The following is a 26,588-nucleotide window of genomic DNA, read 5'->3' as shown; positions in this document are numbered from 1 at the left end:
AAAGTCCCCCTTAGAAGGGGGAAAAGGCTCGAAAGAGCCTTGGGGGATGATCCGCTGAGCGTTGATTTGATCCAAATATTTAATTTATGGCTTTAATTTCACTACTGTTCATCCCCCATTGCCCCCTTCAAAGGGGACTTTTAAAATCTTAATTTATGAATCGAACTCAGGTAATTAAGCTTTTTCCTCATTAATATTCAACCAGCGGAATAAATTCTGTTTTGGCACTGCTGCACAGCGGACAGATATAATCACCGGGTAATTGATCAAAAGGTGTTCCGGGTTTTACGCCGCTATCGGGGGCGCCATATTTTTTGTCATATACGGTCATACAATTGCTGCATTGATAGCTCGAAACCTGTTTATATGAACTCTTTTTTTCAAATACAGTTTTAATTTCATCCGGTTCTTCTGTAGCCAGCTGCTGGAAATAGATCTTACTTAATTTAATCAGCAAAGTCGGAAGCTGGCGTTTTTCAACATGTTTGGAAAAATTGAAATATTCTGAATGATTCGGATTAAAATCACGTGCATAAAGTATATTATATAACGGTTCGCCATTCAGCCCTGATGTCTCCGACGATTTTTCAATCACCACAGATGTGAACAACAGCATATCGGGATTTGTTTTGATTGTAAACGTAAGCCCATGTGTGCTGATATCCTGCTGATCCAGTTCCCTCACAAGATAGGTTTTGAGTTTCAGAGCCTCTTCATCCATCACGGGCAGATGCCAGTTCAGTTCCAATGAGGAGTGGCGCAAATTAATGCCATACCTGCCCATCAGTTTTTCCCAGTAAATCCGTTTTTTTGGGTGGATTCCTTTAATAATAAAAGATTTCCACGGAGTGATGCTGATTTTGCCCACTTTCGTTTCCTGGCATAATCGACAGGCGTCTTTTAGAAATTCAATATCAAAACAATTATTCCTCCAGTATAAACCGAGCCAGAATAAATTATTCTGCATTGCATTTAATCCTTCATAATAAGGGAACAGGGCAGTTGGCGATGCGATCTCTTCATCAGCAGTTACGCTGTGGAACGTTGAACCATTTTGTACTGCGTCGAATAAACGACGATGATTCATCCCCGGAGACTTTTTCAGTTTTTTTTCAATTTCTTTAGCGATAACGGCGATCTCATTTTCATGGATCAGGGCAGGCCAGGGTGTAGGAGCTTTATTCCCGTTTTCAGTTGGCTGGCGAATAAAAAGATGCCAGTAATGCTCCTGTTTTGAGGCGATAAAGTTTAAATGACCGGTAAAAAGAGGCACCAGGCTTTGGATAGGATCGATAATATTCACCTTCAAAACAGGCTGATAATCGAAACTGTCGAGTATATAGTGAAATATGTCTTCCTTCAGCCACCAGGTGTTATCTGTGATGTTAACGGCCACATAGGAACTTACTATATTTTCATACTGTAAGGGTGCTTTCAGGAGCTGGGAATCGGTAAAATTGTATTTCAATCCTGTTTCATCAAGATGAGAGCGAACATTTTCTTCATCCGAATCCACTACCGGAAACAGAATATCCTGGCGGGACCCAAACATGACATAGGAATTACCAGCTTTGCCGGAAGCTTCCATAATACGGATCAGATCTGCCGGTGATATGACGCCACCTTTTACAAAAACCCGTACAAGAGGTGTTGGGATCGCATTGTTATTATTATTCATGCTAATACAAATTTTTCGTTCAGTATCTGCTGCACCTCTGGTTTACAGCTTCCGCAGCCAAGTCCTGCTCCGGATTTTTCACATAAATCATTAAAATCCTCACATCCGTTTTCAATCAGTTTTTCAATATTCCCCCGGCCCACATGGTTACAGGAACAAACGGTTTTCCCGATAACCGGGTCCCTCGATTTACCCGAACGTAACAGCTGTTTCCGTAAATCGGACAGTTCCATTTTTGATTCTATCAGGCTTTTAAATTCAGCAAATTCATCTTTATCCCCCATCAGAATCGCACCTACCAGCCGGTCATCCTTGATGATGCATTTCTTATAATATTGCTGTGATTTGTCAATAAAGAGAATCTCTTCATATCCCTTTTCTCCGGATGGCACAACCGGCAGCCCGATAGAACAGAGGTCCAGATCCGAAAACTTGAGAATATTCATGCTGATGGAGCCATCGTATAAGGCAAGAGAATCTCCCGCCAGGTTTTTGGCTACTATATCCGCCTGTTGTTCCGCAGCGGCTGTAATTCCGTTCAGTTTTCCGCGATGCTCGGCAATTTCTCCCATGGCAAAAATCGATGGGTCTGACGTTTGAAGTGTATCATCAACCAACACCCCTCTTCCGCAATCAACTCCGGCTTCTTTCAGAATTTCTATATTTGGCCGTGTTCCGATAGCAAAAACTACAGCATCGCAGTGTAATTTTTTGCCGCTTTTTAAAATAGCACCGATTCCCTCTTCAGGTATATATTCGGGATGAGCCTGCGTATGGATTTGCTTTACCTGGTCGTTCACATGAACCGTAATTCCTTTCTGTTCCACAAATTCCATCAGCAACTCGGCTGACAGCGCATCCAGCTGACGCTCCATCAACCTGGAGGCAAGCTGGACGATTGTGATATCGATATCGATTTCGGTTAATGCGGCCGCGAGTTCAAGTCCCAGCAATCCTCCGCCAATGATGAGAACATGAGCCCCATTGTTCACATATTTTTTCAATGCATCAGCATCGGCACGCGTGCGCATGGTAAAAACACCGGGTTCGTCCACTGGTTCGTTGGGAGGGACAAATGCACGGCTTCCGGTACCGGCGATCAGCTTATCGTATGAATGAATTTGACCGCTATCGTCTGTTATTGTTTTGTTTCCCCTGTCGATCGATGTAACTGAGGTGGAATCGTACAGGTGAATATTCAGTTTGTCTATTTCATTTTTCTTGAATTTAAGCAGATCCTCCCAGCTCAGGTGCTCCGTAACATATTCCGGCAGCAGCACCCTGTTATAGAAAGGAGTCGGTTCGTTTGAAAAGACATGGATTTCATCTGTTTGATTCAACTCTCTGTAGGTATTCACAAAACGATAGGACGAAGCTCCGGCACCAATCACAATAATCTTTTCTTTTTCTTTTGTGATTTTTTCAACCTGAACGGTACTGTACTTAAAATCAGGTTCTTTGGAAATCGGATCAATCAGGTTACGGGTTAGATTATTAGCCCTGGCAGTTGATTTACCATTTAATTTTCCCCAGTGCATCGGCAGAAATACCAATCCCTTTCGCACATCCTCCGTAACCCGGGCATGTACCTTTACTTCTCCCCTTGAATTCAGAATCCGGATGTTTTCGCCATCTTTTATATTTCTGTTTGCGGCATCTTTGGGGTGAATCTGCAGAAAAGGCTTGGAAATATGCTGTTTGAGTTTACTCACTTTCCCGGTCTTGGTCATCGTATGCCACTGGTCACGAATACGGCCGGTGGTGAGGACAAGAGGAAATTTGTCAGTCGGTTTTTTGGATGTGTTTGCAGGTGAATCGAGCGGAAAAAGCTGTGCTTTTCCGTTATCGGTATAAAATGTATGATCCGTGAAAAGACGTTTTTGGCCGCTGGAGTGCAGGTTGTTTAAGGGCCACTGCACGGTGTTCTGGGCTTGCAGATGCTCATATTTCAGGCCGGAAATGTTGATATTGGTTCCGGCGGTCAGCCTGCTGTACTCTTCAAATATTTCTCCGGTTGTTTCAAAATCAAACCCGTGGAAACCCATCGCTTTTGCGAACCTCATCAGAATTTCCGAATCGGGCAGCGCTTCCCCCGGCGGGTCGACGATTTTTTGGAGATGGCCGATCCGTCTCTCCGAATTGGTCATCGTGCCTTCTTTTTCCATATGTCCGGCAGCCGGCAGTATCAGATCTGCATATTCCAGCGTATCAGATTTGCGGGATATATCCTGAACAACAACAAAACTGGCCTTCTTTAAGGCTCTTTCAGCTTTATTTACGTCCGGTAAACTCACCATCGGGTTGGTGGCAATGATCCATACGGCTTTCAATTTTCCCTCGTCGAGGGCATCAAACATTTCTGTTGCCGTATATCCCGGTTTTTCCTGTATACCCGGAACGTCCCAAAAATCTGCCACTTCCTGTCTATGCTGTGGATTAGATAAATCTTTGTGAGCAGCCAATAGAGAAGCCATGCCGCCAACCTCACGCCCGCCCATAGCATTGGGCTGGCCGGTGAGAGAAAAAGGGCCGGCGCCCGGTTTACCAATCTGCCCCGTTATCAGGTTCAGGCTGATGAGTGCAAAATTTTTCTTTACCCCGATTGCGCTTTGGTTTAATCCCATCGCCCACATGGTGATAAATCCCTCGGCATCCCCAATCCAGGATGCTGCCTGAAGTATTTGATCCGTTTCAAGTCCGCATATTTGAGCAGATTCTTCTACGGAATATTTAAAAACGGATTTTCGGTATTCATCAAACCCATCTACATGATTCTCGATAAACTCCGGGTTGATGTCTCCGCGTTCAATCAAAACCCTCGCAATAGCATTGCAAAGATAAATATCTGTACCCGGATTCAGAGGCAAATGGAGGTCCGCCAGTTCACAGGACTGAGTTTTTCGCGGATCAGCGACGATGATTTTCACATTCGGGTTTTCGGCTTTATGCTGTTCGATTCTCCGGAATAAAATGGGATGACACCATGCCGGGTTTGCTCCGGTAATGAAGAAGCAGTCGGCCTGCTCAATGTCATCATAGCAGATAGGAACAGCGTCTTCTCCCAGCATTTTTTTATAGGCGGCCACCGCTGAACTCATGCAGAGGCGGCTGTTGGTATCGATGTTGTTTGTGCCAAGAAAGCCTTTCACCAGTTTGTTGGCCAGGTAGTACCCTTCGGTGAGGCATTGCCCTGATACATAAAATCCAACACTGTCGGGACCGTATTTTTTCTGGATGGATGTAAATGCAGCGGCTGCCCGTTCCATTGCCGTATCCCAGCTTACTCTTTTGAAGGGGTGCGCTTTACTCCATTTCATTTCAGGATACAACAGCCGGTCGCTCTGGTCTTCAACAACATACTTCAGGTTCAATCCCTTGGAACAAAGTTTCCCTTTATTTACCGGGTGATCCGGATCTCCCTGAACGGAAATATTTCCTTTATGATCTTTATTAACCACAATTCCGCAGCCCACACCACAATAGGAACAGGTTGTTTTATAGGACTCGGGTTGATTGCCTGACATATTTATCAATTATGAGTTTCTAAGGAGTGTCCCTTCGACAGCTGGCGGGATCGCTTCCCCTTCGAGAGGCTGTGAGAAAATAAATCAACAAGCATTTAAAAAACACATTCTACTTTACCACGAAGTCACGATGACATTAGGAATCACGAAGGCTAGTAATTTGATTTTGTTATACTTCGTGTACCCTCGTGGCTTTGCGTTTTCGTGGTAAAAATAAATGGCCGATATCTTCTTTATTAAGTATTTCCTCACACCCTCTCAAAGGGAGACTTTTATCCTTTCCGTGCCAGAGGGTCGGAGAATTAAACCACTTATAATTAAATTTCATGGTGAATCACCCGCTTCAATTAACTGACTCCACTTCTGCTTTCTCACTCTCTTCAGGTACAGGTTTGATATTCGGATCAAAACCGTTTTTCATCTCTTTTTGACCGTTGGAATAGGCCTTTAACGAGAGGTTTAACTCGCGCCGGGTTTCCACTTCATCCCGTGCTGAAAAACGAACCAGAAGAGCTGCAAAGGAACACACCAGTACAATGCATCCAAGAATAAAAAGAGCGTCCGAATAGGAAAATTCCTCATATCTGAATAAAAATCCTGCGGCCACGGCACCTGTATTTCCACCTGCTCCAACGATACCGGAAATGGCACCTACTGCCTTTTTATTCACAAAAGGGACAACCGAATAGGTCGCTCCCTCTGCCATTTGCACACAAAGGCTGAATAATATCATAGCGGCAATAGCATAGAGAAGCACTGACATTTGAGAAAACAGAATAAGTGTAACTCCTTCGAGAAAAAGAATCCCAAACAAAAACCATACACGGCCCCGTAATCCAAATTTGAGCCCAAACCGGTCGCCCAGGTAGCCGCCTGTAGACCGGGCAAAAATATTCATCAAACCGAAAAGGCCTGCTATCAAACCTGCCGTTTTTAAATCCATACCAAACGTGTCGATATAGTAAATGGCAGCGATATTGTAGATTGTTAATTCTACTCCAAAACTGGCTCCATATATTAAAAAGAGGGCCCACACCCTGTAATCTTTTACTGCCTTTCCAAATGCGTTATTACTCTCTTTGAATTGTGCATCATATTTTTCAGGGTTCAGCTTTTTTAAGTCGCTAAGATTCCCTTCAGGATAATCCTGTGTGAAATTATAATAAATAACAGCCATCACCAGCATGGCTATGCCCGGAACTACCATCGCTAACCTCCAGGATATAGCATCTGTGAAACCGAGTGCCAGGAAGCCTCCAAAAATCAGAGGCATGATCATTTGAGTTACGCCGCCGCCGAGATTTCCCCATCCGGCTGTTGTAGCATTTGCCGTGCCTACTACGTTTGGAGCAAACATCATAGAGGTGTGATACTGGGTGATGACGAACGCGGCTCCGATAACACCAATGGCCAATCTGAATAGGAGGAATGATTCGTAACTGTTTGCCAGGCCAATCAGCATAACCGGTATAGAACCGAAGACAAGCAGGGCCGTATAGGTAATTCTTGGCCCGTAACGATCACAAAGCCAGCCGATGAGCAACCGGGCGAATATGGTAATGGCAACGGAAGCAATAATTGTATTGCCAATCTGAGTCTGTGTCAGTGATAACTCCTCCCTGACAACAGCCATAAGCGGTGCAATGCCAAACCATCCAAAAAAACAGAGGAAAAAAGAAAACCAGGTGATATGGAACGTTCGCATTTGAGGGCTTCTCAAACTGAACAAATTGATTTTCGGAGCTTTAACGGTATTTCGATCTTTCATAACGACAGAATTATAAAAGGGTTCGATTTAGTAACAGATTTTGTCACGGAGGTTTTTACTCTTTCTGATTCTCTTCTGATCCTGTATGGGTACATTTTATATCCCCACATATACATAACCGGCTTCTACTTTAACCGGAAAAGTTTGCAGTGAATACTCTTCACCGTCCAGGTTTTCTCCCGTTTCGAGGGAAAATGTTTTTTTATGAAAAGGGCAGGCTACTTTTGGGATACCGTTTTTATCTCCGATCATCCCCCGTGAGAGAATCATTTGTAATTTATGCGGGCATAAATTCTGACAGGCAAACCACTCATTACGAGACGTGAAATTAAATACGGCGACCTGGAGGTCGTCAATTTTCACACATAATCCACCGTTACGCGGAAACTCTTTAACAGGTGCAGCTTTATACCAGGTTGCTGCTTCTTTAACCGAATTCATCATGATAGCAGGTTTTTTGTTAATCAGATAGGAATACACAATCAGTGCAAACAAAGCTTATAAAGTGGTCCTTTTAGTCACTAACGACTATTATGTGGTTTCTCCCCATCCTTCCGGGACTTTTTGTTCTCTGTATTCTTTGAATTTTATAGTGGGATCCGGGTCATCGGAATTGACAAAATGCCGGAATTTCTTTTGCAGATCAGGATTCTCCACCACTTCTTTCCACTCACATTTGTATGCATCTACCAGCCTTTGCATCTCTTTTTCCAGATCGTCACCAATTTCCAGGGCATCATCTACGACCACTGTTTTCAGGTATTCGAGCCCGCCGTCGAGTTTATTAATCCATGTGGAAGTGCGGGTAAGTGGTTCTGCTGTTTTGATGTAAAACATCAGAAACCGATCCAGGTATTGTATGCAGGTTTCTTCATCAATATCTGAGGCAAGAAGCATGGCGTGTTGTGGTTTGGAACCGCCGTTGCCCCCTACATACAGGTTCCATCCTTTTTCTGTAGCGATGAGTCCAAAATCTTTTCCCCGTGCTTCCGCACATTCACGGATGCATCCCGATACGCCGCCTTTGATTTTATGCGGTGCGCGCAGGCCCCGGTAACGTTTTTCAATATCGAGGGCAAACGTAACCGAATCATGCAGGCCATACCTGCACCAGGTTGAGCCGACGCAGCTTTTCACGGTTCGTAAAGCTTTTGCATAACCGTGGCCGCTTTCAAATCCGGCTTCAACCAGTTCTTGCCAGATATCCGGCAGCTGGTCTACCCGTGCACCAAGCAGATCGATTCGCTGGCCGCCTGTGATCTTGGTATATAAACCATATTTTTTGGCCACCTGGCCTATAACAAGAAGTTTATCAGGGGTGATTTCACCACCGGGTACACGGGGAATTACCGAATAGGTACCGCCCCGCTGAATATTAGCCAGGAAACGGTCGTTTGTATCCTGAATCGTATCCTGATTGATGATCAGGTCGTTCCAGGCACTTGCCAGAAGTGAAGCAACTGCCGGTTTACAAACTTCGCAGCCATCGCCTTTCCCAAACTGATCAAGCAGATCATCATACGTGGTAATGTTTTTAACTTTAATGATGTCGTATAACTCCTGGCGGGAATATTCAAAGTGATCACACAAAGATTTGTCTACAGATTTACCCATCTCTGCCATTGTATGATTCAACAAATCTTTTACAAGGGGGGTGCATCCGCCGCAACCCGTACCAGCTTTCGTATGAGCCCGGATTTCGCCCATTTCTGTGACATCCTCATTTTTGATGAGGTCTGTAATTTGCCCTTTCAAAACATTTTCACATGAACACACCTGTGCATCCTCGGGCAGGTCTTCGACTCCATTTCCACCTCCGGATTCTCCCCGGTTGCCCAAAATCAATTCTTCAGGGTTTTCAGGGCACTCCATTTGATTTATAAATCGTTGATGGAGTTGAGTATACGCGCGGGCATCTCCCACCAGGATTCCGCCAAGCAGCTTTTTCCCGTCTTCAGAAACAACAATTTTCTTATACGTCCCTTTAAATCTGTCCTGGTAGACAATGGGAATGGCGTTCTTTTCCGTAAAAGGATCCCCAAAACTTGCCACATCGATGCCAACAAGCTTTAACTTGGTTGACAGATCAAAGCCAGTGAATTCTTTGTAGTCAGTGTTTGCAATCTGCGAGGCTACCACTTCGGCCATTTCATATCCTGGCGCTACCAGTCCGTATACCATTTCATTATGTAAGGCCGCCTCTCCGATTGCGTAAATGGATTCATCATTCGTTTTCATTAAATCATTTACCAGAATCCCACCTCGTCCGCCTGTATCCAGGCCACATTTTTTGGCTAATTCATCCCGGGGTCGTATTCCGGCAGAAATAACCAGCATATCAACCTTAAGTTCGGTTTCATCGGAAAATTTGAGACTTTCCACCGACCCATTTCCCGTAATTTTCTGCGTTTGTTTATCAGTGAGAATTTCAAGATCAAGATTCTCAAGTTTCTCCTGGAGGGTAGCTGCTCCGGATTCGTCAAGCTGGCGGGGCATAAGCCGCGGAGCGAATTCTACAACGGAAGTATCCAGGCCCATATCGAGCAGAGCTTTTGCCGCTTCAAGTCCCAGCAGCCCTCCGCCAAGAACAGCCACCCGTTTGCATTTTTGTCCATATTGCTGAATAGCTTCCAGGTCTTCAATCGTGCGGTATACAAAAACACCCTCTTTATCCGTGCCATCTATCGGGGGTACAAATGCACTGGAACCGGTAGCGAGGATTAATTTGTCATACAGGTCCCGGTTGCCTTTATGAGTGAGGATGCACCGGTTTTCGCGGTCAATATCCACCACAAGCTGCGAGGTATGCAGGGTGATGTCATTATCTTCATACCACTTTCGGGGAGCCATCAACAGATCTTCACTGTTTTTTTCACTGAAGAAATCGCTTAGATGAACTCTGTCGTAAGCCGGCCGGGGTTCCTCGCCATATACTGTAATTTCAAGTTCATTTGGAGCTGCTTTTTGTCGGAGCTTTTCACAAAACTTGTAACCGACCATGCCGTTTCCCACAACAATTACTTTTTTAGTACTACTCTCCGGATTTGATTTGTCAGAATTGCTCGAAGTCATAAAATAAAATTATTGACAATTATCAATGCAAATGCATACTAACTCCTTAAATTATAATGTCATTAAAGATTGTACTCAAAATTTATTTATTGAAGACATGATTTTGTCAAACAATAATATCTCTTTTCATAAAGAAAAGCGCTTTTTGTCAACTCATTTTTTACAATTAAAAAGTAAATGGAAGCGCTTCAATAAGATAAATAATAGTCGTTATTACACTGTGATTATTAAATTTTGTGCGTGTAGAAGAGGAGGTTCCTAAAAATAAATTATGATGTATACCAGATGCGGAAATATATGAGGAGCAATCAGTTCGAAGGGTTGATTAGGATTACCATGATTTCTTCCCTGGGTTCGAAATGAATCAAACGTGTTGTAAACCGATTGACTGCTACTTAATTTTCTATGCCCATTTACATCTTTTAGCTTCATTCTCTTTAGCCAAACACTATTTTCAACAAAATTGTACGGCATTTGATTTTCGGTTACATTCCGCTGCATCTGCTGATAATGAATACCTTCATTCAACAAATAGATGATTACATTATTTATTAGTGGAATGTTGCCTGAAATGGCCCCATGAATGGTAGGTACTATCAATCGGTTGTGATATGGACGAACCGCGCCACCGGGGACTGGCAAATACATTTAATATCAATACAAAATACTTAGGGTTTATGGATAACAGATACCGTCGGATTAAACAGCGCCTGTTTTCAGGCTGCAGGATCTTCACACTTTTTATAGCCGCACTTTTACTGCCGCTGAACGCGTGTGCACAAACTTCACCTGTAAACGGCATTCAGGACAGCTCACCGTCAGTTCATGCATTTACGAATGCTACGGTTGTGGTTTCACCCGGAGAAACGCTTGAAAATGCAACGATTGTGGTTCGGGGAGGCGTAATTGATCAGGTTGGTACGGGTATTGAGCCGCCCGCCGACGCCCGGGTGTGGAATTTGGAAGGGAAAACGATCTATCCCGGATTTATCGACCCGTATACGGAAGTTGGAATGCAGAATCCACGGGAAGATCTGGATCGCGGAAATCTCTCCTGGAATGTTCAGCTTCGAGCGCACTTAACGGCCGAAGGAGAGTATGAGCTGGAGGATGATGGAAGTGAAGAGCTCCGAAAGCTCGGGTTCACAGCGGCAAATTCAGTGCCTCCGCTCGGAATTTTTAAAGGCCATTCTGCAGTAATGAGCCTGGGAAATGGTTCGGTATCAGACCGTGTGATCCGGGACAGGGTAGCACAGGGGGCGTCACTGACCCGAAGCTGGTCGCTTGGTTACAGTTATCCAACCTCGGCAATTGGCGGAATCGCATTCATCCGTCAGACTCTGTATGATGCAGATTGGTATCAAACTGCACATGACACATACCGGTCAAATCCCCAGGGCCTTAATCGTCCGGAATCGAATGCCGCGCTGGCCGCTCTTGGGGATGCGGCACAGGGAAATCAGCCCATGTTATTTGCCGTAAACAGTGAAGAGGAAGTCTTAAGAAGCCTCCGTCTAACGGAAGAATTTAACATCACGCCGTGGATTCGGGGAAGCGGGCATGAGTACAGAATTGTCGATTATTTGTCAGGCCGTGACATACCGCTGATCCTGCCGCTCGCATTTCCGGAGAAACCGGATGTTACCAGTCCCGAAAATGCTCTTGGAGAAAACCTCTCAACGCTTCGTCACTGGTATCTTGCACCGGAAAATCCTGCGAGAATTGCCGAAGCCGGGCTCCTCTTTTCGTTTACTACAGACGGGCTTAATAATCTTTCCGATTTTCTTCCAAACGTTCGAAAAGCTGTTCATGCCGGCCTCGATGCCGAAACAGCGCTCGCTGCTCTGACGATCAACCCGTCCAGCCTGCTGGGAATCAGCGATACCCACGGAACTCTTGAAGAGGGGAAAGCCGCAAATCTGATTATCACAAATGGCGACCTGTTTCATACAGAGGCAAAAATTCTTGATGTTTGGGTTGATGGAGATCATTACCGGGTAAATCCGGCGGCGACCATTGATGCAAGAGGTGAATGGGCCGTATCTGCAGGAGATGTTGAAGGTGTGATTGAAGTGAAGGGAACTGTCGGCAGTCTGAACGGAACCATTACAATCAACGGAGAAGAGATTGATCTATCCGCCGTATCGGTTGAAGAGCAGGCCCGGAGATTCAGAGCTACATTCCCCGGAGAAGAGCTTGAGATGACCGGAAGAATACGCCTGACAGCATCCATTTCCGGTGATGAACTGATCGGCTGGGCAGAGATGCCGGACGGTGATCGGATCAGTTTTACCGGCGAGCGAACGGCTGCCGGGGAACAGGATCAGCCCGAAGAGATCTCACTGCCGGAACGGACACTTGAACTTGCTGATATCCGTCCAAGTATGGAATACGGCCGCGAATCGATACCCGATCAGCCCTCAGCTGTACTTGTACAAAATGCTACAATCTGGACCATGGGCGACCAGGGAATTCTTGAGAATGCAGATCTGCTGATCCGCAACGGGGAAGTAGCCGAAGTTGGACAAAACCTGAGTGCACCGGGCAATGCGGTTGTCATTGATGCCGAAGGCAAGCACGTTACTCCCGGGCTGATTGATGCCCACATCCATTCCGGAACCGATGGCGTAAATGAAGTAGGAAATGCAATCGTGCCGGAAGTTCGGCTGGGTGATGTACTTAACATCAACAACATCTGGATGTACCGGCAAATCGCCGGCGGCCTGACTACCGCTCACGTGATGCACGGATCGGCGAACCCGATCGGCGGACAAAATCAGCACATTAAAATGCGATGGGGTGCTTTATCCCACGATCTGAAATTTGAAGGCGCACCGCGAACCGTGAAATTTGCACTGGGTGAAAATCCCAAGCGAGTAGGTTCTGATCGCTATCCCGAAACCCGAATGGGAACACAGCACATTATAGAAGACCGCTTTTCAATGGCTCGTGATTATCAATCGCGCTGGAACGAGTGGAATGATACAGGAGCGGGAATTCAGCCCAGAAGAGATCTCAGAATGGAGGCGATTGTAGATATTCTGGAAGGGGATATCCTGGTGCAGTCGCACAGTTATCGTCAGGATGAAATCCTGGCACTGATGCGCGTGGCCGAGAAGTTCGATTTCACGATCAAAGCATTTCATCACGGAGTTGAAGCCTACAAAGTAGCTCCTGAGCTGGCTGAACACGGAGCCGGCGCTGTGGTGTGGTCCGACTGGTCTTCTTTTAAAATTGAAGCGTACGACGGAACCATTTTTAATGCCAGACTGCTGGATGAAGCCGGAGTTGTTACCTCGCTCCATTCCGATAACAGCCAGATCGCATCCCGTATGAACTGGGAAGCGGCCAAAATGGTGCATGCCGGAGTAGATCCGGAGATAGCACTCTCAATGGTTACCATCAGCACTGCAAAACTGCTGGGTATTGATGATCGCGTTGGATCACTGGAACCCGGTAAAGATGCAGATTTTGTGATCTGGAACGGTGATCCGCTCTCAACATTCACAAAAGCCGAGCAAACCTGGATCGATGGGCGAAAATACTTCGACCTTGATGAGGATGCCGAATTGAGGCAGGCTATTGAACAGGAGCGATCGCAGCTCATACAATATTTACTGGAGGTAAACTGATGAGACGAACAAATCAATTTTCCGACCAGCCATTTACCGAAAATTACTCAACTGAAAAGATGCAACCTATGAACCGATCATACGCAGCACAATATTCAGCCGCGAAAGAGCCCGGTTTCGCTCTCAATCGAACGGTCTGCGCCATGCTTGCAGCTCTCTTATTCTGCATAATGATTTTTTCATCCGCCAATGCCCAGACGCCAGCTGCAATGCAGGATGGTGTTATTGCCCTTGAGGGAGCGACCATTTATACCGTTTCTGACGGTGTGATTGAAAACGGAACCATCGTGTTTGATGATGGCGTGATTACCGCAATTGGCACAAACGTTCAGGTGCCGGCAGGTGCAGAACGGGTTGATGTTTCCGGCAAGGAGATTTATCCCGGGCTGATTGACGGGTATAGCCGCATGGGAATCTACGAGATTGGCGCGGTTGATATGACCGTAGATATCAACGAACTGGGGCGCTTTAACCCGAATGTTACTCCGGAAATCGCGTTCAACCCGGAAAGCCGCCACATCGGAACGGCGCGCACCGCCGGAGTTTTAACTGCCGTGACGACACCGGGCGGCGGACTCGTTTCAGGTCAGTCGGTAGCCATGAAAATGGACGGCTGGTCGTGGGAGGATATGGTTCTGAAGCCGGGCCTTGCACTTATCGTAAACTGGCCATCTGCAAGCAGTGATAATTACGAAGATGACCTGCTCGAGCTGCGTGATTCGTTTGCTTCTGCAAGATCGTACCATAAAGCGAAAATTGCGTATGAGGCTGGAAACGCAAGTCGAAAAGATGTGGATTCCAAACTGGAGGCGATGATTCCGGTACTGGAAGGAGATCGGCCGGTTGTTGTGGAAGCCGACGAACTCCGCCAGATCCAGGACGCCATCACCTGGGCCGGTGAAGAGGAAGTTGACCTGATTATCATGGGCGGGCGGGATGCTCACTATGTTGCAGATCATCTTGTGCAAAAAGAGATTCCGGTAATTGTAACATCTGTGCTGACATCCCCAAACCGACAGTGGGAGCCGTATGATGGTCGGTACAGCCTGCCTGCGCGACTTCATGAAGCAGGAATTACTTTTGCAATTGCTGGCGGGTCAAGTGCTCCGTACGCTTTCAGATTACCGAATGAAGTTGGCGCTGCAGCGGCGTACGGGCTGGATGCTGATGAGGCGCTTCGGTCCGTAACCCTTTCAGCGGCAGAAATTCTGGGAATCAGCGACAGAGTTGGATCTCTGGAAGTGGGCAAAGATGCTACACTGCTGATCACCACCGGAAATCCGCTGGAGTACAGCTCGCAAATTGAACAGGCTTATATTGAAGGCCGTAAAATTGATATGGTGGACGCCCATCGTATGCTGTATGAAAAATATCGCGAGAAAGTGGATCAGCGTGTGAATCGATAGTTTCTTTTTGCTGATAAATCAATATCAAAAAGCCGTCCGGAAAAAGGTCATTTGAACCACATCCCGGACGGCTTTTTTTGTTTAGAATGGAGGAGTTAAAATTCTATGGAGTAAAATTGAAATTTCACCACTTCTCTTCTTCACTCCCTCTCTCCCTCTTTACCACTCCCTCACACGCTCTCCATCTTCTCCTTCAGCCAGTAGATCACATCTGCGGTAACTTCATCCCTGTTGGTTTCGTTGAGCAGCTCGTGGCGTGCGCCTTTATAAAGATTGACTTTGAGATCGGCAACACCACTCTCCTCAAAATGTTTCTGCAGTTTTTTGATTCCATCTCCCATGTAGGAAACCGGGTCCTGGTCCCCTGAAATAATCAATATTGGTGTTTCTGGATGACGCCCGGCAAACGGTTTGTGGCTGTGAAGTTTCATCAGGCCGCTGAAGAAATCGCTGTAAAATTCTACTGCCGGCACAAAACCGCATTGTGGATCATCCACATATTTGTCGACTTCATTTTCATCCCTCGAAAGCCAGTCGTTATCGGTTCGATTTGGCTTGAACATGGCGTTAAAAGGGCCAAAAGTGAGGTTGTGAATCATTTTGCTTCGATAGGTTTTCCCTTTCATCTCACCGATGATATTTGCGATGAGAAGCCCAACATAAAGAAGTATCGGCGGCTTGCCGTTGCTCCCGGAGTAGATAATTCCATCCGGAGAATTCTCGTAAAGCTGCATGTATCGCTGGGTGAGAAAGGATCCCATACTATGAGCGAAAAAATAAAGGGGAAGGTCGGGATGTTTACCCTGAATCTCTTTTCGTACTGTATTCAGGTCGTCGGTCATCTGGTGAAAACTGTCGTCGCTGTCTATAATTCCGAGCCGATCGGCGTCTGTTTTTCCATGTCCTCTGTGGTCGTACGCATATGCGGCAAAACCCTGTTTTGTCAAAGCTTCTGCAAAGCGGCTGTAACGGCCGGAATGTTCAATCATACCGTGGATAATCAAAACAACAGCATTTGGCGTGCCTTCATCCGGAAGCCATTTTCTTGCATAGAGATCTTTCCCTTTTGCGTTGATAAAAAAAGTGTCTGATTTCATTTTTGTGCTTTGTTAACCCTGATTTTATGCTGTAACCTGATTTCTAAAATTGAGTAAGTGGCTGACACGGTCCAAAAGGGCGTACAACAAGGGATATTATCATCAGTACTGTCATACCGGACTTTGATCCGGTATCTCCTGCCTGTATTAAGGATAGGAGATCCCGTATCAAGTACGGGATGACGCCCTTTTGGACAGTATTAGCCACATTTTAACTTTTAAATAAGACATTATTAATAGAACTCAATTAATAGAACTCAGGTCTGTATTGAAAAAAATATGCTCCCCCTGTTACACCAGATCGCCGGCGCCGCTAATCGAATACAATAACTATATAAAAAACATCCAATAATGTTTCTTGAATTCAATCCCCTGTTTTTTCTTTTTCCGCACAATTACTCAACAAGTATGGATCTTCCTGCCCGTCCGGTTTTGCTGAAGCCGGCCAGGCGCACGGTTTCGTCACCGCTCAGCTCCACAGGTTCACTGTAAACCGGGGAGTTTTCGGTCGGCTCACTGCCGTCAAGGGTATAGCGAATGGTTATCCCTGGAAGTGCGATGTTTGCGTGAAGAGATCCGTCACGAATCACTGCTCCAGGGGGCGGAATCCGGTAGTTGATCTCATCATAAAGACGATCGAGGCGGGGAAGTTCAACGCTCCCGAGGCGATTTGCGAACTCATTCCAGGCGGCCAGGCGTTCCCGCTCGAAGTCATCGCGGTTACGTAGATCGCCCCATTCCGGTTGTCCCGCCCAGGCGCGTTCGGCAAGTCCCAGCAGACGGGGCAGAATCATATACTCCATCCGGCCCGGCTCATTCACCGTCTCGGTCCAGAGCTGTCCCTGGAGTCCCAGGATATTATCGCGCGCATCGTTTTCCAGGTTTTCCATCTCGTCAAAGTGATCCTCAGCAAGAGGGTTGCCGTAGTTATCATCCCGGGCATTCATAAAGAGATTAAAAGGGGCAAAAGAAAAGGGGACTTCCGTGGTGAGCATCGCTGCCCAGTAGAATCCCGGTTCTTTCCAGTGCTTGTCGTAGGCCATGTCGAAATAGAAATTGGATGCGTGCGACATCACAACATCATACCCGCTGTTGGCCAGGGCGTAGGCGCGATCTTCAGTGCCGCCACCCCAGATGTTTGACCAGACATAAGGAATTGAAGAACCGGCAAAGTCGGGATTGATTGTCATGCCTCCATCATTCTCTTCCCGGAACGCGATTTCTTCCCACCCGGCCATTGTGATGCTGTGCGGCTCGAGTTTGCGGATCAGCCGCTCAAAGAAGTAAGTCTGCAGATCGCGTACGTTCTCAATCTGCTCCTTTTCCATCAGATCTTTGCATGCCGGTGAATCCGTCCACGTGCCCCGGGGTACCTCATCCCCGCCCATGTGAATCACATTCAGCGGCGCACCCGCCTCGTTATGCATATCAATCAGCTCGTCAATCACAACGTCCATAAACTGGTAGGTCGATTCCAGGCAGACATTGATCACATTGTCCGTATAGTTTTGGATTGACCGGTAGGATGACACATCCTCAGGGTCGTGCAGCCTGTGGCGGTCTGGATGATCATCACCGGCTTCGTTCAGCCGTTCATACCGGTGCTCCATCGCAATGATTGCCGCCCGTGCATGGCCCGGAACATCAATTTCGGGAATTACCTCGATGTGCCGTTCGGCTGCATACTTCAGCAGGTCGATGTACTCATCACGCGAATACCATCCGCTGCCAAAAGAGTTGTTCGGTGTGGGATCCGGACCTGAGCCGTAGGCCGGGATCATAAACTCATCCTCGGTTTCGGTGTGCCCCCTCCGGCCGCCAATTTCCGTCAGTTCGGGCAGCTCCTCTATGGCAATCCGCCATCCCTCATCATCGGTCAGATGAAAATGAAACTTGTTAAGTTTATAGGTACCCATGATGTCAAGAAGGCGTTTCACATCCTGAACCCCGTGGAAGTTTCGGGAGACATCAAGGTGCATGCCGCGATAGGGGAACGCCGGTTCATCATCAATGATTGCAGCGTCGATGGCCAGGCCGTTATCCCCGCGGTCTGTAATCAGGGATCGCAGCGTCTGAATTCCGTAAAATGCACCGGGCTTCTCACTGGCAGTCAGATTTATATAGTCCGGTGTGATCTCAAGAGTATAGGCTTCGCGGGATTCAGAGCCGGTATCTGCCTGAAGAATTCGTATATCTGCAGACTGCTTATCAGAAGTGGTAAGATTTATATCAACCCCGTGTTCCCTCATCAACGTGCTGCCCAGGGATGCTGTATTCACCGCGAAAGCATCATCCGTATAAATATGTAGAACATCGGGGAAACGAAACTGCCCCTCGTTCCTGGTGTAAGAGGCGGGAGTTGGCGTAACGGGCATTAACTGGTCTCTTTCAAGCTTCGTGAGCCGTTCATTTTGTTCAAACGTGACTTCCGGAGTCGGCACAGGTATATTATCCCCCGGTGATCGGTTGAGCTGCTCTTCGGTTTCAAACGGGAGTATTGTGACCGACTCCACGGTCTCAATAGACTCATCATCAAACACAAAGTAGAAACCCTCGGGGGCATCTGACGATTTGATTGCGAAAAATTGAGCGAGGTACTCAATTTCCCTGCGCTCACCCGGGGCTATCGGTTCAAACTCTTCGGCAGGTTCAAGCTTAAAAAGATATCCGTTGATATGGGAAACCGTGTAGTCATCAGGAAAACTGTCCGGATCCAGGATTCTGATTGAGGTAAAGTAGAGTGCCCATCCATCAGCGGGCAGCGGCTCCTCTCCGTTATTGATCAGCGTGAGTGTTGCGCTCAGTTTGTTGTCGGGCTCAAAGTTTGAGTTTAATTTCCAATTGATTTCAACAGGTGAGACGCTGAACTTTTGATCGGACTCCTGGCTTGTGCAGGAGAGGAGCAGGGGGGTAAAAATTGAGAGGAATAAGATCGTGAAAACGATCAAATTAACGGTAGAAGTTGTATTGTGTATGATCACCACAGATTGTTTTAAAGTGATAAGTGAAGAGCTTATTTGAATATAATTGAACTCCAGGTCTGTATTATATTCAAATCAATTGAGAAGTTTTAACCTTATGCCCGTTTTCTTAAAGATTTATGAACCAGAAGGTTCAACTTCTGTACCACAATGGGCACAAAGGGTCACATGGAACTGTAATAGAGGATGAGGATTCTTCTTCTGTAAGAGAGTAAGTTTATACTAAGAAGTTGTTAATGGATCATATGGATAAGCATCCGCCAGGGTCTCTCTTGATATCTTTTATCTGTCATCTTCAGCAACACACTCGAGGAAAGATGTAACCTGGACCAAGAGTCCTGAACCCTGAACTGACAACGCTGGGAGGAATTTCATTTCATGTTCAAAAAATGAGCGCTCCGCTCAGTACTCTACGAGGTTGTATACACTGCACCTGTCAGCTTTTTTTGGGTACCGACCCTTCGGTAAACCTTGATATGCGAGGCAGTAGTCACGCTGTCAGGTCTGTTCTTCGCTTTGCGCAATGCCTTAAATCCAGACTCTGACAGGATCATGCCCCGAAGCAATCCGGGACCGGAAAACCGGCGACGCGTGAACTCTACCCGGTCTTATCACTTGCACCATGAACCCTGAAAATCACATCACCCATTTTATCCCCAGTACAACACCAAATTGGGTGCCGATGAGTGAGCCGCGGTCGTAGGCTATTTCTGTACTGATAGTGAGGGGTGGTCCATTAAATTGAAATACTCTCTCTGCGCCGACAATTGTCGAATATTGATTTCGTTGGGATTCAAATGGATCGGAACGTGTTCCAAAGTTCCGGCTATAGGTTAGTTTTCCGTGCAAAGTAGTGCTTCCAATAACACTCTGCAGACCGATATGATGAGCCACAATTCTGTTATTATCAATACCTAAATTGTCATCCCTTAGAGTAAAGATTGGATTGCCGATCGTCCTGCGGTTATAGGCCCAGCCAGTTTGGTAGATGCCGTGGTTGTAGTAGTTTTCATTTCCCTGGCTCATATCTCTGCATGTTCCGGACGGTAATTCGTTGCAGGGTACGCCATCCACCTCGTTTACAACCCGGGGGCCGTCCTGCCATTTTGTGTACATATATTCATAGACCAGTTTAGAAATCGGCAGGATAAACTCATTGTCAAACTCAAGCAAAATACCCGTCAGTGCATCCTGCGGGCTTTTCAGCTTTAAATTATCCTTCGTCTCCAGAGGAAACTGGCGGTACCCTTTGACGTCTAAATTGTTGAATTCAAGGAAAAAGCCAAAGTCCCATGCCCCCAGGTGATCTCCAAGCATGTAATCTCTTTCACCGGGCGGGGCATTTTCATCACCACCAATGGCAATTGCAACGCGGAAAAAATCTTCAAAAGTTGATGGAAGTTCGCCGAATCTCGGATGTGTACCTCCCCATTTGGCATAGTGTGCCATTCCTCCATACAGATTGAGAGGAATGGAGCCTCCAAAACGGGCGTGGCCTACTTTCTCGTGGTACAGCAGATTTTCGGTTAAACGTCTGCTGCCGAGCCAGCCGTGGGCCATGTGTCCTTTAATCTGAATAAAATCCTGAGTGAAGGGGAGGGAAGTCCAGTCCGAAAACCCGGCCCGGATCTGTGGGATGGGTGAGGCATTACCGCTTACGCCCAGCGAGCCCATGCCCAGCTCAACATCGGTAATAGGGGAGGAGTAGTTAAACCGTCCCGCCTGCAGGTATACTCCGTAACCTTCAAGCTGCAGGTAGCCTTGGTTGAAGTTATTGGTAGATTGTTTTCCGGGACGAGCAATAAAATCCACTCCATAACTGAGGGTTAGTTGATTTGTTAATTGGTTATTCGTGCTGTGTGCCTGCAGTCGGGTCAGTACCTGGCTGCCGTTTGGTGCAAATATCCCATGGCGATTGCTTTGTATCCAAAACGGGGTAGTATCATTGGAGTTTGCAATGATTGTTGTTTCGAAACTCAATTCTGGAAGTGAGAGTTGGGCGTTTGAATGTATCGGTGTTAAAAGAAAACCAGCCAGGAACAGCAGGACAAAAAAAATGAAGGTATCTTTTTTGGAGTACATCATGGGGTGTTTATCGTATGAATCAGTGGTATGATAAGTGTTTTATTGGATAGAAACTTATGGAGAAGAGTGATGTACTCAGTGGTCACTGACTCACATTTTCCTGTTTCCAAGCCAGGTATCCCGTTTGGGTATATCGCTCCTGCTATAAAGTTATTCATCAGGCTTGTACTATTTCTGCATAATTCCTTACCTTATCTGTTCTTGCTGAGATATGAAATGCATGAGCAGAAAATCGTTATTTTAAAATCTTGACATACTGAACAATGAGACGTTAGATTGTGAGACACAAGATCTGATGAGATTGTCTCATGTCTCATGTCTCTTTTACATGCGCCCGTAGCTCAACTGTCCCGAAATCCTTCGGGATGACTTCGAATCAGAAGGCTTGATCTGCTGCGTGAGAAATGATTTTTGATTTACTGATAATAACTGCGCCCGTAGCTCAACTGGATAGAGCGTCTGACTTCGGATCAGAAGGCTGAGGGTTCAAATCCTTCCGGGCGTACTTTTTCAGTGTGTCAGTATTCAGTCTACAGTAAACAGTGTGTTTAGATTATAGTACATGCCACCCTGTAAAAACTGTACACTGGCACACTGTATACTGTTTACTGAAACGCACCCGTAGCTCAACTGGATAGAGTATCCCGAAGCGTCGGGACGGTTACAGGTTCTCCCAAAGGGATGCCATCGACAGAATCGTTACGTATATATAATTTGTTGTTATTTTATTGAAAGTAGTGGTAAGACTCAGGGTTCAAGATACAGGAGACAAGTTTAACCTACCACTTGCACCCTGAACCTTGCCACTTAAATGCACCCGTAGCTCAACTGGATAGAGTACCTGACTACGAATCAGGCGGTTACAGGTTCAAATCCTGTCGGGTGTACAGACAAAAGCTCCGATTTCTAAATAGAGATCGGAGCTTTTTTTATTTGGGTTGCAAAGTGATGAAATCTGAGCGCTGATATTTCGAAGCTGTGCTTTCTATTGATGCTTTGACGGGGCAAGAAACTGTTGCCTACAGATGGCGATAAAGTTTTTTCATGCGTGGATATGTTGCAATTGCTACCAGAGTAAAGGGGGATCCGGATCCCATTGATACTCCCAGTGGAAGATGTAACAGACAGCAAAAACAGATTATAAACTGTCTGTCACCGATCTATTTGATGAGTGTCATCTTTCTGGTTTCCACAAAGGAACTGCCGCTGTTAGTCCCGGTATTGCGTGCCTGAATCCGATATAAATATATTCCGCTCGACAGTGCTGATGCATCAAATGGCACATGGTGATATCCTGCCGTTTTGATCTCATCGTGAAGCAGCAAAGCAACCCGTCGTCCAATAAGATCAAATACTTCAAGACTGACCTCTGATGATGAAGGCAGCCCAAACCGGATCTGTGTTGTCGGGTTAAATGGATTTGGGTAGTTCTGCCCGAGTGAGTAGTGAGCAGGAAGCTCATCCGGTATGATTTCGGAAGATGTTGATAGTGCAGGAGGAGCGCTTATATAGTGAAATCCGCTTTGAAGCGACCAGGATTGACTATCCTGGAGTCCGGCCAGCGGCTGTGCGTTTGTATGCCGAACCGTAAACTGCTGATTGCCGGACTCGGCAAAACCGGTTCCCACAGACCAGCTTTTAATTTGATACTGTTGTGCGATAACTTTTTCAGTCTGGAAAAAAAGAATCAATAGTGCTGCCGTACCGAGAGTTGTAAATAGCTTTTTCATTTTTGGTGGTTTTAAAACTAATTCTGAAAATTTATTTTCCCGAATTCATTTAGATTTAATAGGGGTTTAATCCATCAATTCCATTGATCTCTCTTCAAGGACCTGGTAGTCTTCAAATCCGTCCCTAACACCGTAAACCACAAAATCAAACTCTGTGTCGAGGTCTCCAAAGCGATATTCCAGGGCAACTACAAGTGTTGTATTGGAAACCTCTTCAACATAGAGTGGTGCCCAACTACCTACAGGCGTGATAGTAGCGGTAAGGTTCTCTTCATGAGTAACCAGTGTGAAATGTTCCGGGAGTTCGATGACAGCCCTGCCATTTTGGGTTGCGGCTGAACCACGCCAGTAAACACCAGATTCACCTGCCTCAAGAGAAGTGTATCGAATCTGTTTCGAGGGATCGTGCGGATGAGGGTGGATAAAATTCTTAGCACCAGTAACCATCAAATCACCATCTATTGCCACCTCACCCATACCGGAAAATGCTATACGATCATGATCTTCGCGATGAAATAATCTTGGGTTTCCGGCAGGTCCCGTGCCACGGAATATGACATACGCAATGTTAGATGACGCATCAGTATTAATTAATAAATGTCCGGTTGTGTTGATTTGTCCATCAAGATTCAGATTTCCGGTAACATCTATTCCACCATCAGCATATATTTTGTCCTGCACCCGATGCTCGCCATGTACCCGAATTCCATCAATATCAGAAAAATGGATTCTGTTATCGATTGAGCTATGATACATACGCGGATTAGCAGTATGTGTGTTGTTGCGAAAAACCAGGTAAGAGAATTGCCCATTTCCCTCAGGATTTACAAAAAACCGTTCGGCAAAAATTCCTTCTTGTGACGATATAGTACTTTCAGTCTGAATACTTCCGGATGTTTCAATCGAAATGTCATCTTTGAGCTGATTGCCGGATATGTAGTTATCCGGCAGGCTGATGCCAAGCGGTTGGTCACTGGTGCCGTCACCGATCATGGTGGAATCAACAGAAACGGAAGTGAGGCCGCCATCGGGCGTTTCGGCAGTTAGCACAAAGTTGCCATCCTGATCTCGTTCAATCGAGATGTTATCTCCCTCTATCAAGGTATTTTCATCGATTTTCAATCCCGTTATGGCCTGGTTCGCGATCAGGTTTCCGGTCAGGTATCCATCCGGCAGGTTGATGCCAAGCGGTTGATCACTGGTGCCGTCGCCAATCATGGTGGAATCAACAGTTATGGATGTAAGGCCGCCATCGGGCGTTATTGCAGAGACGACAAAATCACCATCTGAATTTCGTTCAATGGATATATTATCACCCTCAATCAGGGCATCATCAGCAAGTGAAGCACCGTTTACGGATCCGTCAGCCACAGAATACGCATGGAGGGCATAAGGGGCTGCGCTTAACGGCATTCGTGGTGCAAGTTGCTCGCCTCCATCAATTTCAATCCCCAGCCAGTAAGGCCGATCAAATGGAATATCTAATTGATCTTCGGTGCCAAGCTGAGCATTGAAAACACCGTTTTGTACCTGAAGAACCTGCGTTTCTCTCCAAAGGTGGTCTCCTTCTGTATCCGTATCATAGATTCTGAATGTAAAGATATAGGCTCCGTCATCTACAGGTTCACCTGATTCATTTACAAGAACACCCTGGTGCGAAATCGTTTGAATGGCCTCGGTGGTTTGGGCAAACAATTGACTGCTGTGCAAACTTAACAGAAGTGCGGATACAATTAGAACAACTTTTGAGAAAGTAGCCAGATACATATTTTCCATAGTAAACAGAATTTATTAGATCGTTTTATTTAGATATCGGTTGTGATGGAAGTTTTATTAAATATTCCTAAATGTCTTTATCTGACATCATAGTGGAACAGCAAATTTGAGTTATGCCGCCTTCAGTAGTGGTAAGCGTATTTTTTTTGAGATAAATCTCATCTCTTCTTAAATGGGATGAGAATCCTGATAAGGCAGTAGGGCCAGGGTTGCAAGCAAACCGGGGGCTCAGGTAGTTTGAAAGTAGATAGGGAATACTGGGTGCAATGGATTGGTAGTATTGGATCTGTTTTCGATGAGAAAAGTCACGGGATTTCAGGCCCGGTTTGCCGCGATGAAATCGGCTTGATTGAATTGGTGAGTTGAAAGGAGGAGGTCTTTTCGGTGAAAAAATCGATTTATATCAAATCAAACAACTGTTCACCGTAAGGTACTCATTTTTGCAGAGCAGAAAGAGCCCCCCTGATCTTCCGGATGGTAATAAAATCAGTGGCGAAAAGTTCGACCGATCAGTCTGAAAGCTAAGGAGGCTCTATATGCAAAATGGGCTGGTTAAGATTTGTCCCCCTCCGATTCCGATCGTTCGTGGCCGGGCCGGGAGTGAGAAGGTGGATCACTGGCCGGAAAGGTTTGTCTGAGTTCTTTGTCTAACTTATTTTTTTCTTTCTTTTTATCCTGCTTATCCGGTTTATTTTTCTTTTCATCACTCATAACAATCCATTTTTTTAGTTGATAAGAAGTCGGTCTCAAATGTATTTTTACATTGTAATATAGAACTTCAATGTTATCAACGAATTTGAGGATAGATATATTTGGTCGAAAATCATGATAACCGGATAGTCCCCAGAATACCTGTTGGTTTAAAGAATTAAGATGTATGATTTGAAAAAACTATATTGAAGCGGTAATCCTTAAATAATAATACATTATGGAACTTTCTATACATAGCTGGATGCGCTCTGAACCTATTGAAACCACAATAGAACGAATTGCCGGGCTGGGTTATAAAAAACTGGAAATCGAGGGCGAACCCTATACCTACGACACTAAAAAAGTTGGGAAATTACTGAAGGATCATGGGATCTCCTGCTGGGGTTCGGTTACGCTGATGATGGAACAGAGAAACCTCCTGGCAAGGGATGAAAATCAGCGTGCGGCGTCTATCCAGTATGTGAAAGACGTGATCCGCATGGTGCATGAACTGGGTGGCCAGATGATTGCCCTTGTTCCCGGAACTGTAGGCAAACTGGTACCTGACGGCACTCCTGAAGAAGAGTGGGAGTGGGCTGTGGGTGCCATGAAAGAGATTTATGAATATTCTGAATCGATGGAAGTTTTGATTGGTATTGAACCCATCAACCGGTTTGAAACCTATTTCATAAACCGCGGCGACCAGGCACTGGCTTTAGCGAAAGAAATCGGGCCCAATTGCGGCGTCTGCCTGGATGTATTTCATATGAACCTGGAAGAAGATGATATGTTTGAAGCCATCCGGCGCACCAAAGGAAGGCTTAATGGATTTCATGTTGCAGACAATAACAGGTTTGCCCCGGGAATGGGTACGCTCAACTGGCCCAAAATAATAGAAACTCTAAAAGAGATTGATTACGATGAGGCACTTTCGGTGGAATTTTGCCCGCCGGTTGACCGCACACCCGCTAATCTTTATCCTGATATGATTGAGGAAAATCCCGTGGGTCTGACGGCCGAACAGAAAAAATTTATTGAAGATCACGGAAGCTCCTCAATTACTGAATCATTTTATACTGAACTGACCCGAAAATCAGCTGAAACCCTTTTGCCGCTCATTCGATAATCTGAACTCTAAACTTTACCCCA

14 protein-coding genes and 2 tRNA genes are annotated in these 26,588 nt (G+C 45.9%); 5 read left to right on the top strand and 11 right to left on the bottom strand.

The features are described 5' to 3' along the window. Positions 1-190: 190 nt before the first annotated feature. The 5 genes from DYD21_RS15165 to nirB form a co-directional block, all read right to left on the bottom strand. Positions 191-1,678, bottom strand: a complete 1,488-nt coding sequence (locus DYD21_RS15165; RefSeq protein ID WP_116037841.1) for a rubredoxin — start codon at positions 1,676-1,678, stop codon at positions 191-193. After that, positions 1,675-5,202, bottom strand: a complete 3,528-nt coding sequence (locus tag DYD21_RS15160) for a nitrate reductase (RefSeq protein WP_116037840.1) — start codon at positions 5,200-5,202, stop codon at positions 1,675-1,677. The genes DYD21_RS15165 and DYD21_RS15160 overlap by 4 nt, the downstream gene beginning before the upstream one ends. 343 nt (positions 5,203-5,545) lie before the next feature. After that, a complete protein-coding gene (locus DYD21_RS15155; RefSeq protein ID WP_116037839.1) occupies positions 5,546-6,970 on the bottom strand; it encodes an MFS transporter in 1,425 nt (474 codons plus the stop codon). Positions 6,971-7,066: 96 nt separating this feature from the next. Continuing rightward, positions 7,067-7,414, bottom strand: coding sequence for a nitrite reductase small subunit NirD (nirD, locus tag DYD21_RS15150; RefSeq protein ID WP_116037890.1), 348 nt, complete (start codon positions 7,412-7,414; stop codon positions 7,067-7,069). A gap of 87 nt (positions 7,415-7,501) precedes the next feature. Beyond that, positions 7,502-10,042 carry a nitrite reductase large subunit NirB gene (nirB, locus tag DYD21_RS15145; RefSeq protein WP_116037838.1) on the bottom strand — a complete coding sequence of 847 codons (2,541 nt, stop codon included), beginning with the start codon at positions 10,040-10,042 and terminating at the stop codon, positions 7,502-7,504. 611 nt (positions 10,043-10,653) lie between these two features. On the opposite strand from nirB, the gene DYD21_RS15135 reads away from it, so the two are divergent. After that, the gene (locus DYD21_RS15135; protein ID WP_116037836.1) at positions 10,654-13,674 is read left to right on the top strand and encodes an amidohydrolase family protein; all 3,021 of its coding nucleotides are present in this window, start codon (positions 10,654-10,656) and stop codon (positions 13,672-13,674) included. Next, on the top strand, positions 13,674-15,080 hold the full coding sequence (locus DYD21_RS15130) for an amidohydrolase family protein (protein ID WP_116037835.1): 1,407 nt from the start codon (positions 13,674-13,676) through the stop codon (positions 15,078-15,080). Before DYD21_RS15135 ends, DYD21_RS15130 begins: the two co-directional genes overlap by 1 nt. Before the next feature lie 170 nt (positions 15,081-15,250). On the opposite strand, the gene DYD21_RS15125 is transcribed toward DYD21_RS15130, so the two are convergent. From DYD21_RS15125 to DYD21_RS15115, 3 genes are all read right to left on the bottom strand, one after another. After that, positions 15,251-16,177, bottom strand: coding sequence for an alpha/beta hydrolase (locus tag DYD21_RS15125; RefSeq protein ID WP_116037834.1), 927 nt, complete (start codon positions 16,175-16,177; stop codon positions 15,251-15,253). A gap of 395 nt (positions 16,178-16,572) precedes the next feature. Beyond that, complete coding sequence (locus tag DYD21_RS15120) at positions 16,573-19,125, bottom strand: family 20 glycosylhydrolase (protein WP_158607320.1); 2,553 nt, start codon at positions 19,123-19,125, stop codon at positions 16,573-16,575. A 669-nt stretch (positions 19,126-19,794) separates the two neighbouring features. Continuing rightward, entirely contained in the window at positions 19,795-21,243 is a 1,449-nt protein-coding gene (locus DYD21_RS15115) for a capsule assembly Wzi family protein (protein WP_116037832.1), read from the bottom strand. Positions 21,244-21,674: 431 nt separating this feature from the next. On the opposite strand from DYD21_RS15115, the gene DYD21_RS15110 reads away from it, so the two are divergent. Together DYD21_RS15110 and DYD21_RS15105 are read left to right on the top strand one after the other, a co-directional pair. Further along, positions 21,675-21,748: transfer RNA gene (locus tag DYD21_RS15110), tRNA-Arg, on the top strand. Between the two features lie 308 nt (positions 21,749-22,056). Continuing rightward, a tRNA-Arg gene (locus tag DYD21_RS15105) sits at positions 22,057-22,130 on the top strand. A 273-nt stretch (positions 22,131-22,403) separates the two neighbouring features. Here DYD21_RS15105 and DYD21_RS15100 read toward each other — a convergent pair. The 3 genes from DYD21_RS15100 to DYD21_RS21240 form a co-directional block, all read right to left on the bottom strand. Further along, positions 22,404-22,973 (bottom strand): T9SS type A sorting domain-containing protein, encoded by a 570-nt coding sequence (locus DYD21_RS15100; protein WP_116037831.1) that lies wholly within the window; start codon positions 22,971-22,973, stop codon positions 22,404-22,406. Positions 22,974-23,039: 66 nt separating this feature from the next. Further along, complete coding sequence (locus DYD21_RS15095) at positions 23,040-24,749, bottom strand: hypothetical protein (protein ID WP_116037830.1); 1,710 nt, start codon at positions 24,747-24,749, stop codon at positions 23,040-23,042. A gap of 552 nt (positions 24,750-25,301) precedes the next feature. Next, positions 25,302-25,460, bottom strand: coding sequence for a hypothetical protein (locus DYD21_RS21240; protein WP_199535561.1), 159 nt, complete (start codon positions 25,458-25,460; stop codon positions 25,302-25,304). 217 nt (positions 25,461-25,677) lie between these two features. Here DYD21_RS21240 and DYD21_RS15090 point away from each other — a divergent pair, with 217 nt between their 5' ends. Further along, on the top strand, positions 25,678-26,565 hold the full coding sequence (locus tag DYD21_RS15090) for a sugar phosphate isomerase/epimerase (protein ID WP_116037829.1): 888 nt from the start codon (positions 25,678-25,680) through the stop codon (positions 26,563-26,565). Positions 26,566-26,588: the final 23 nt, after the last annotated feature.

The sequence above is a fragment of the Rhodohalobacter sp. SW132 genome, assembly GCF_003390325.1.
In the GTDB taxonomy this organism is placed as follows: Bacteria; Bacteroidota; Rhodothermia; order Balneolales; family Balneolaceae; genus SW132.
This window is presented reverse-complemented; position numbering and strand designations above follow the sequence as displayed.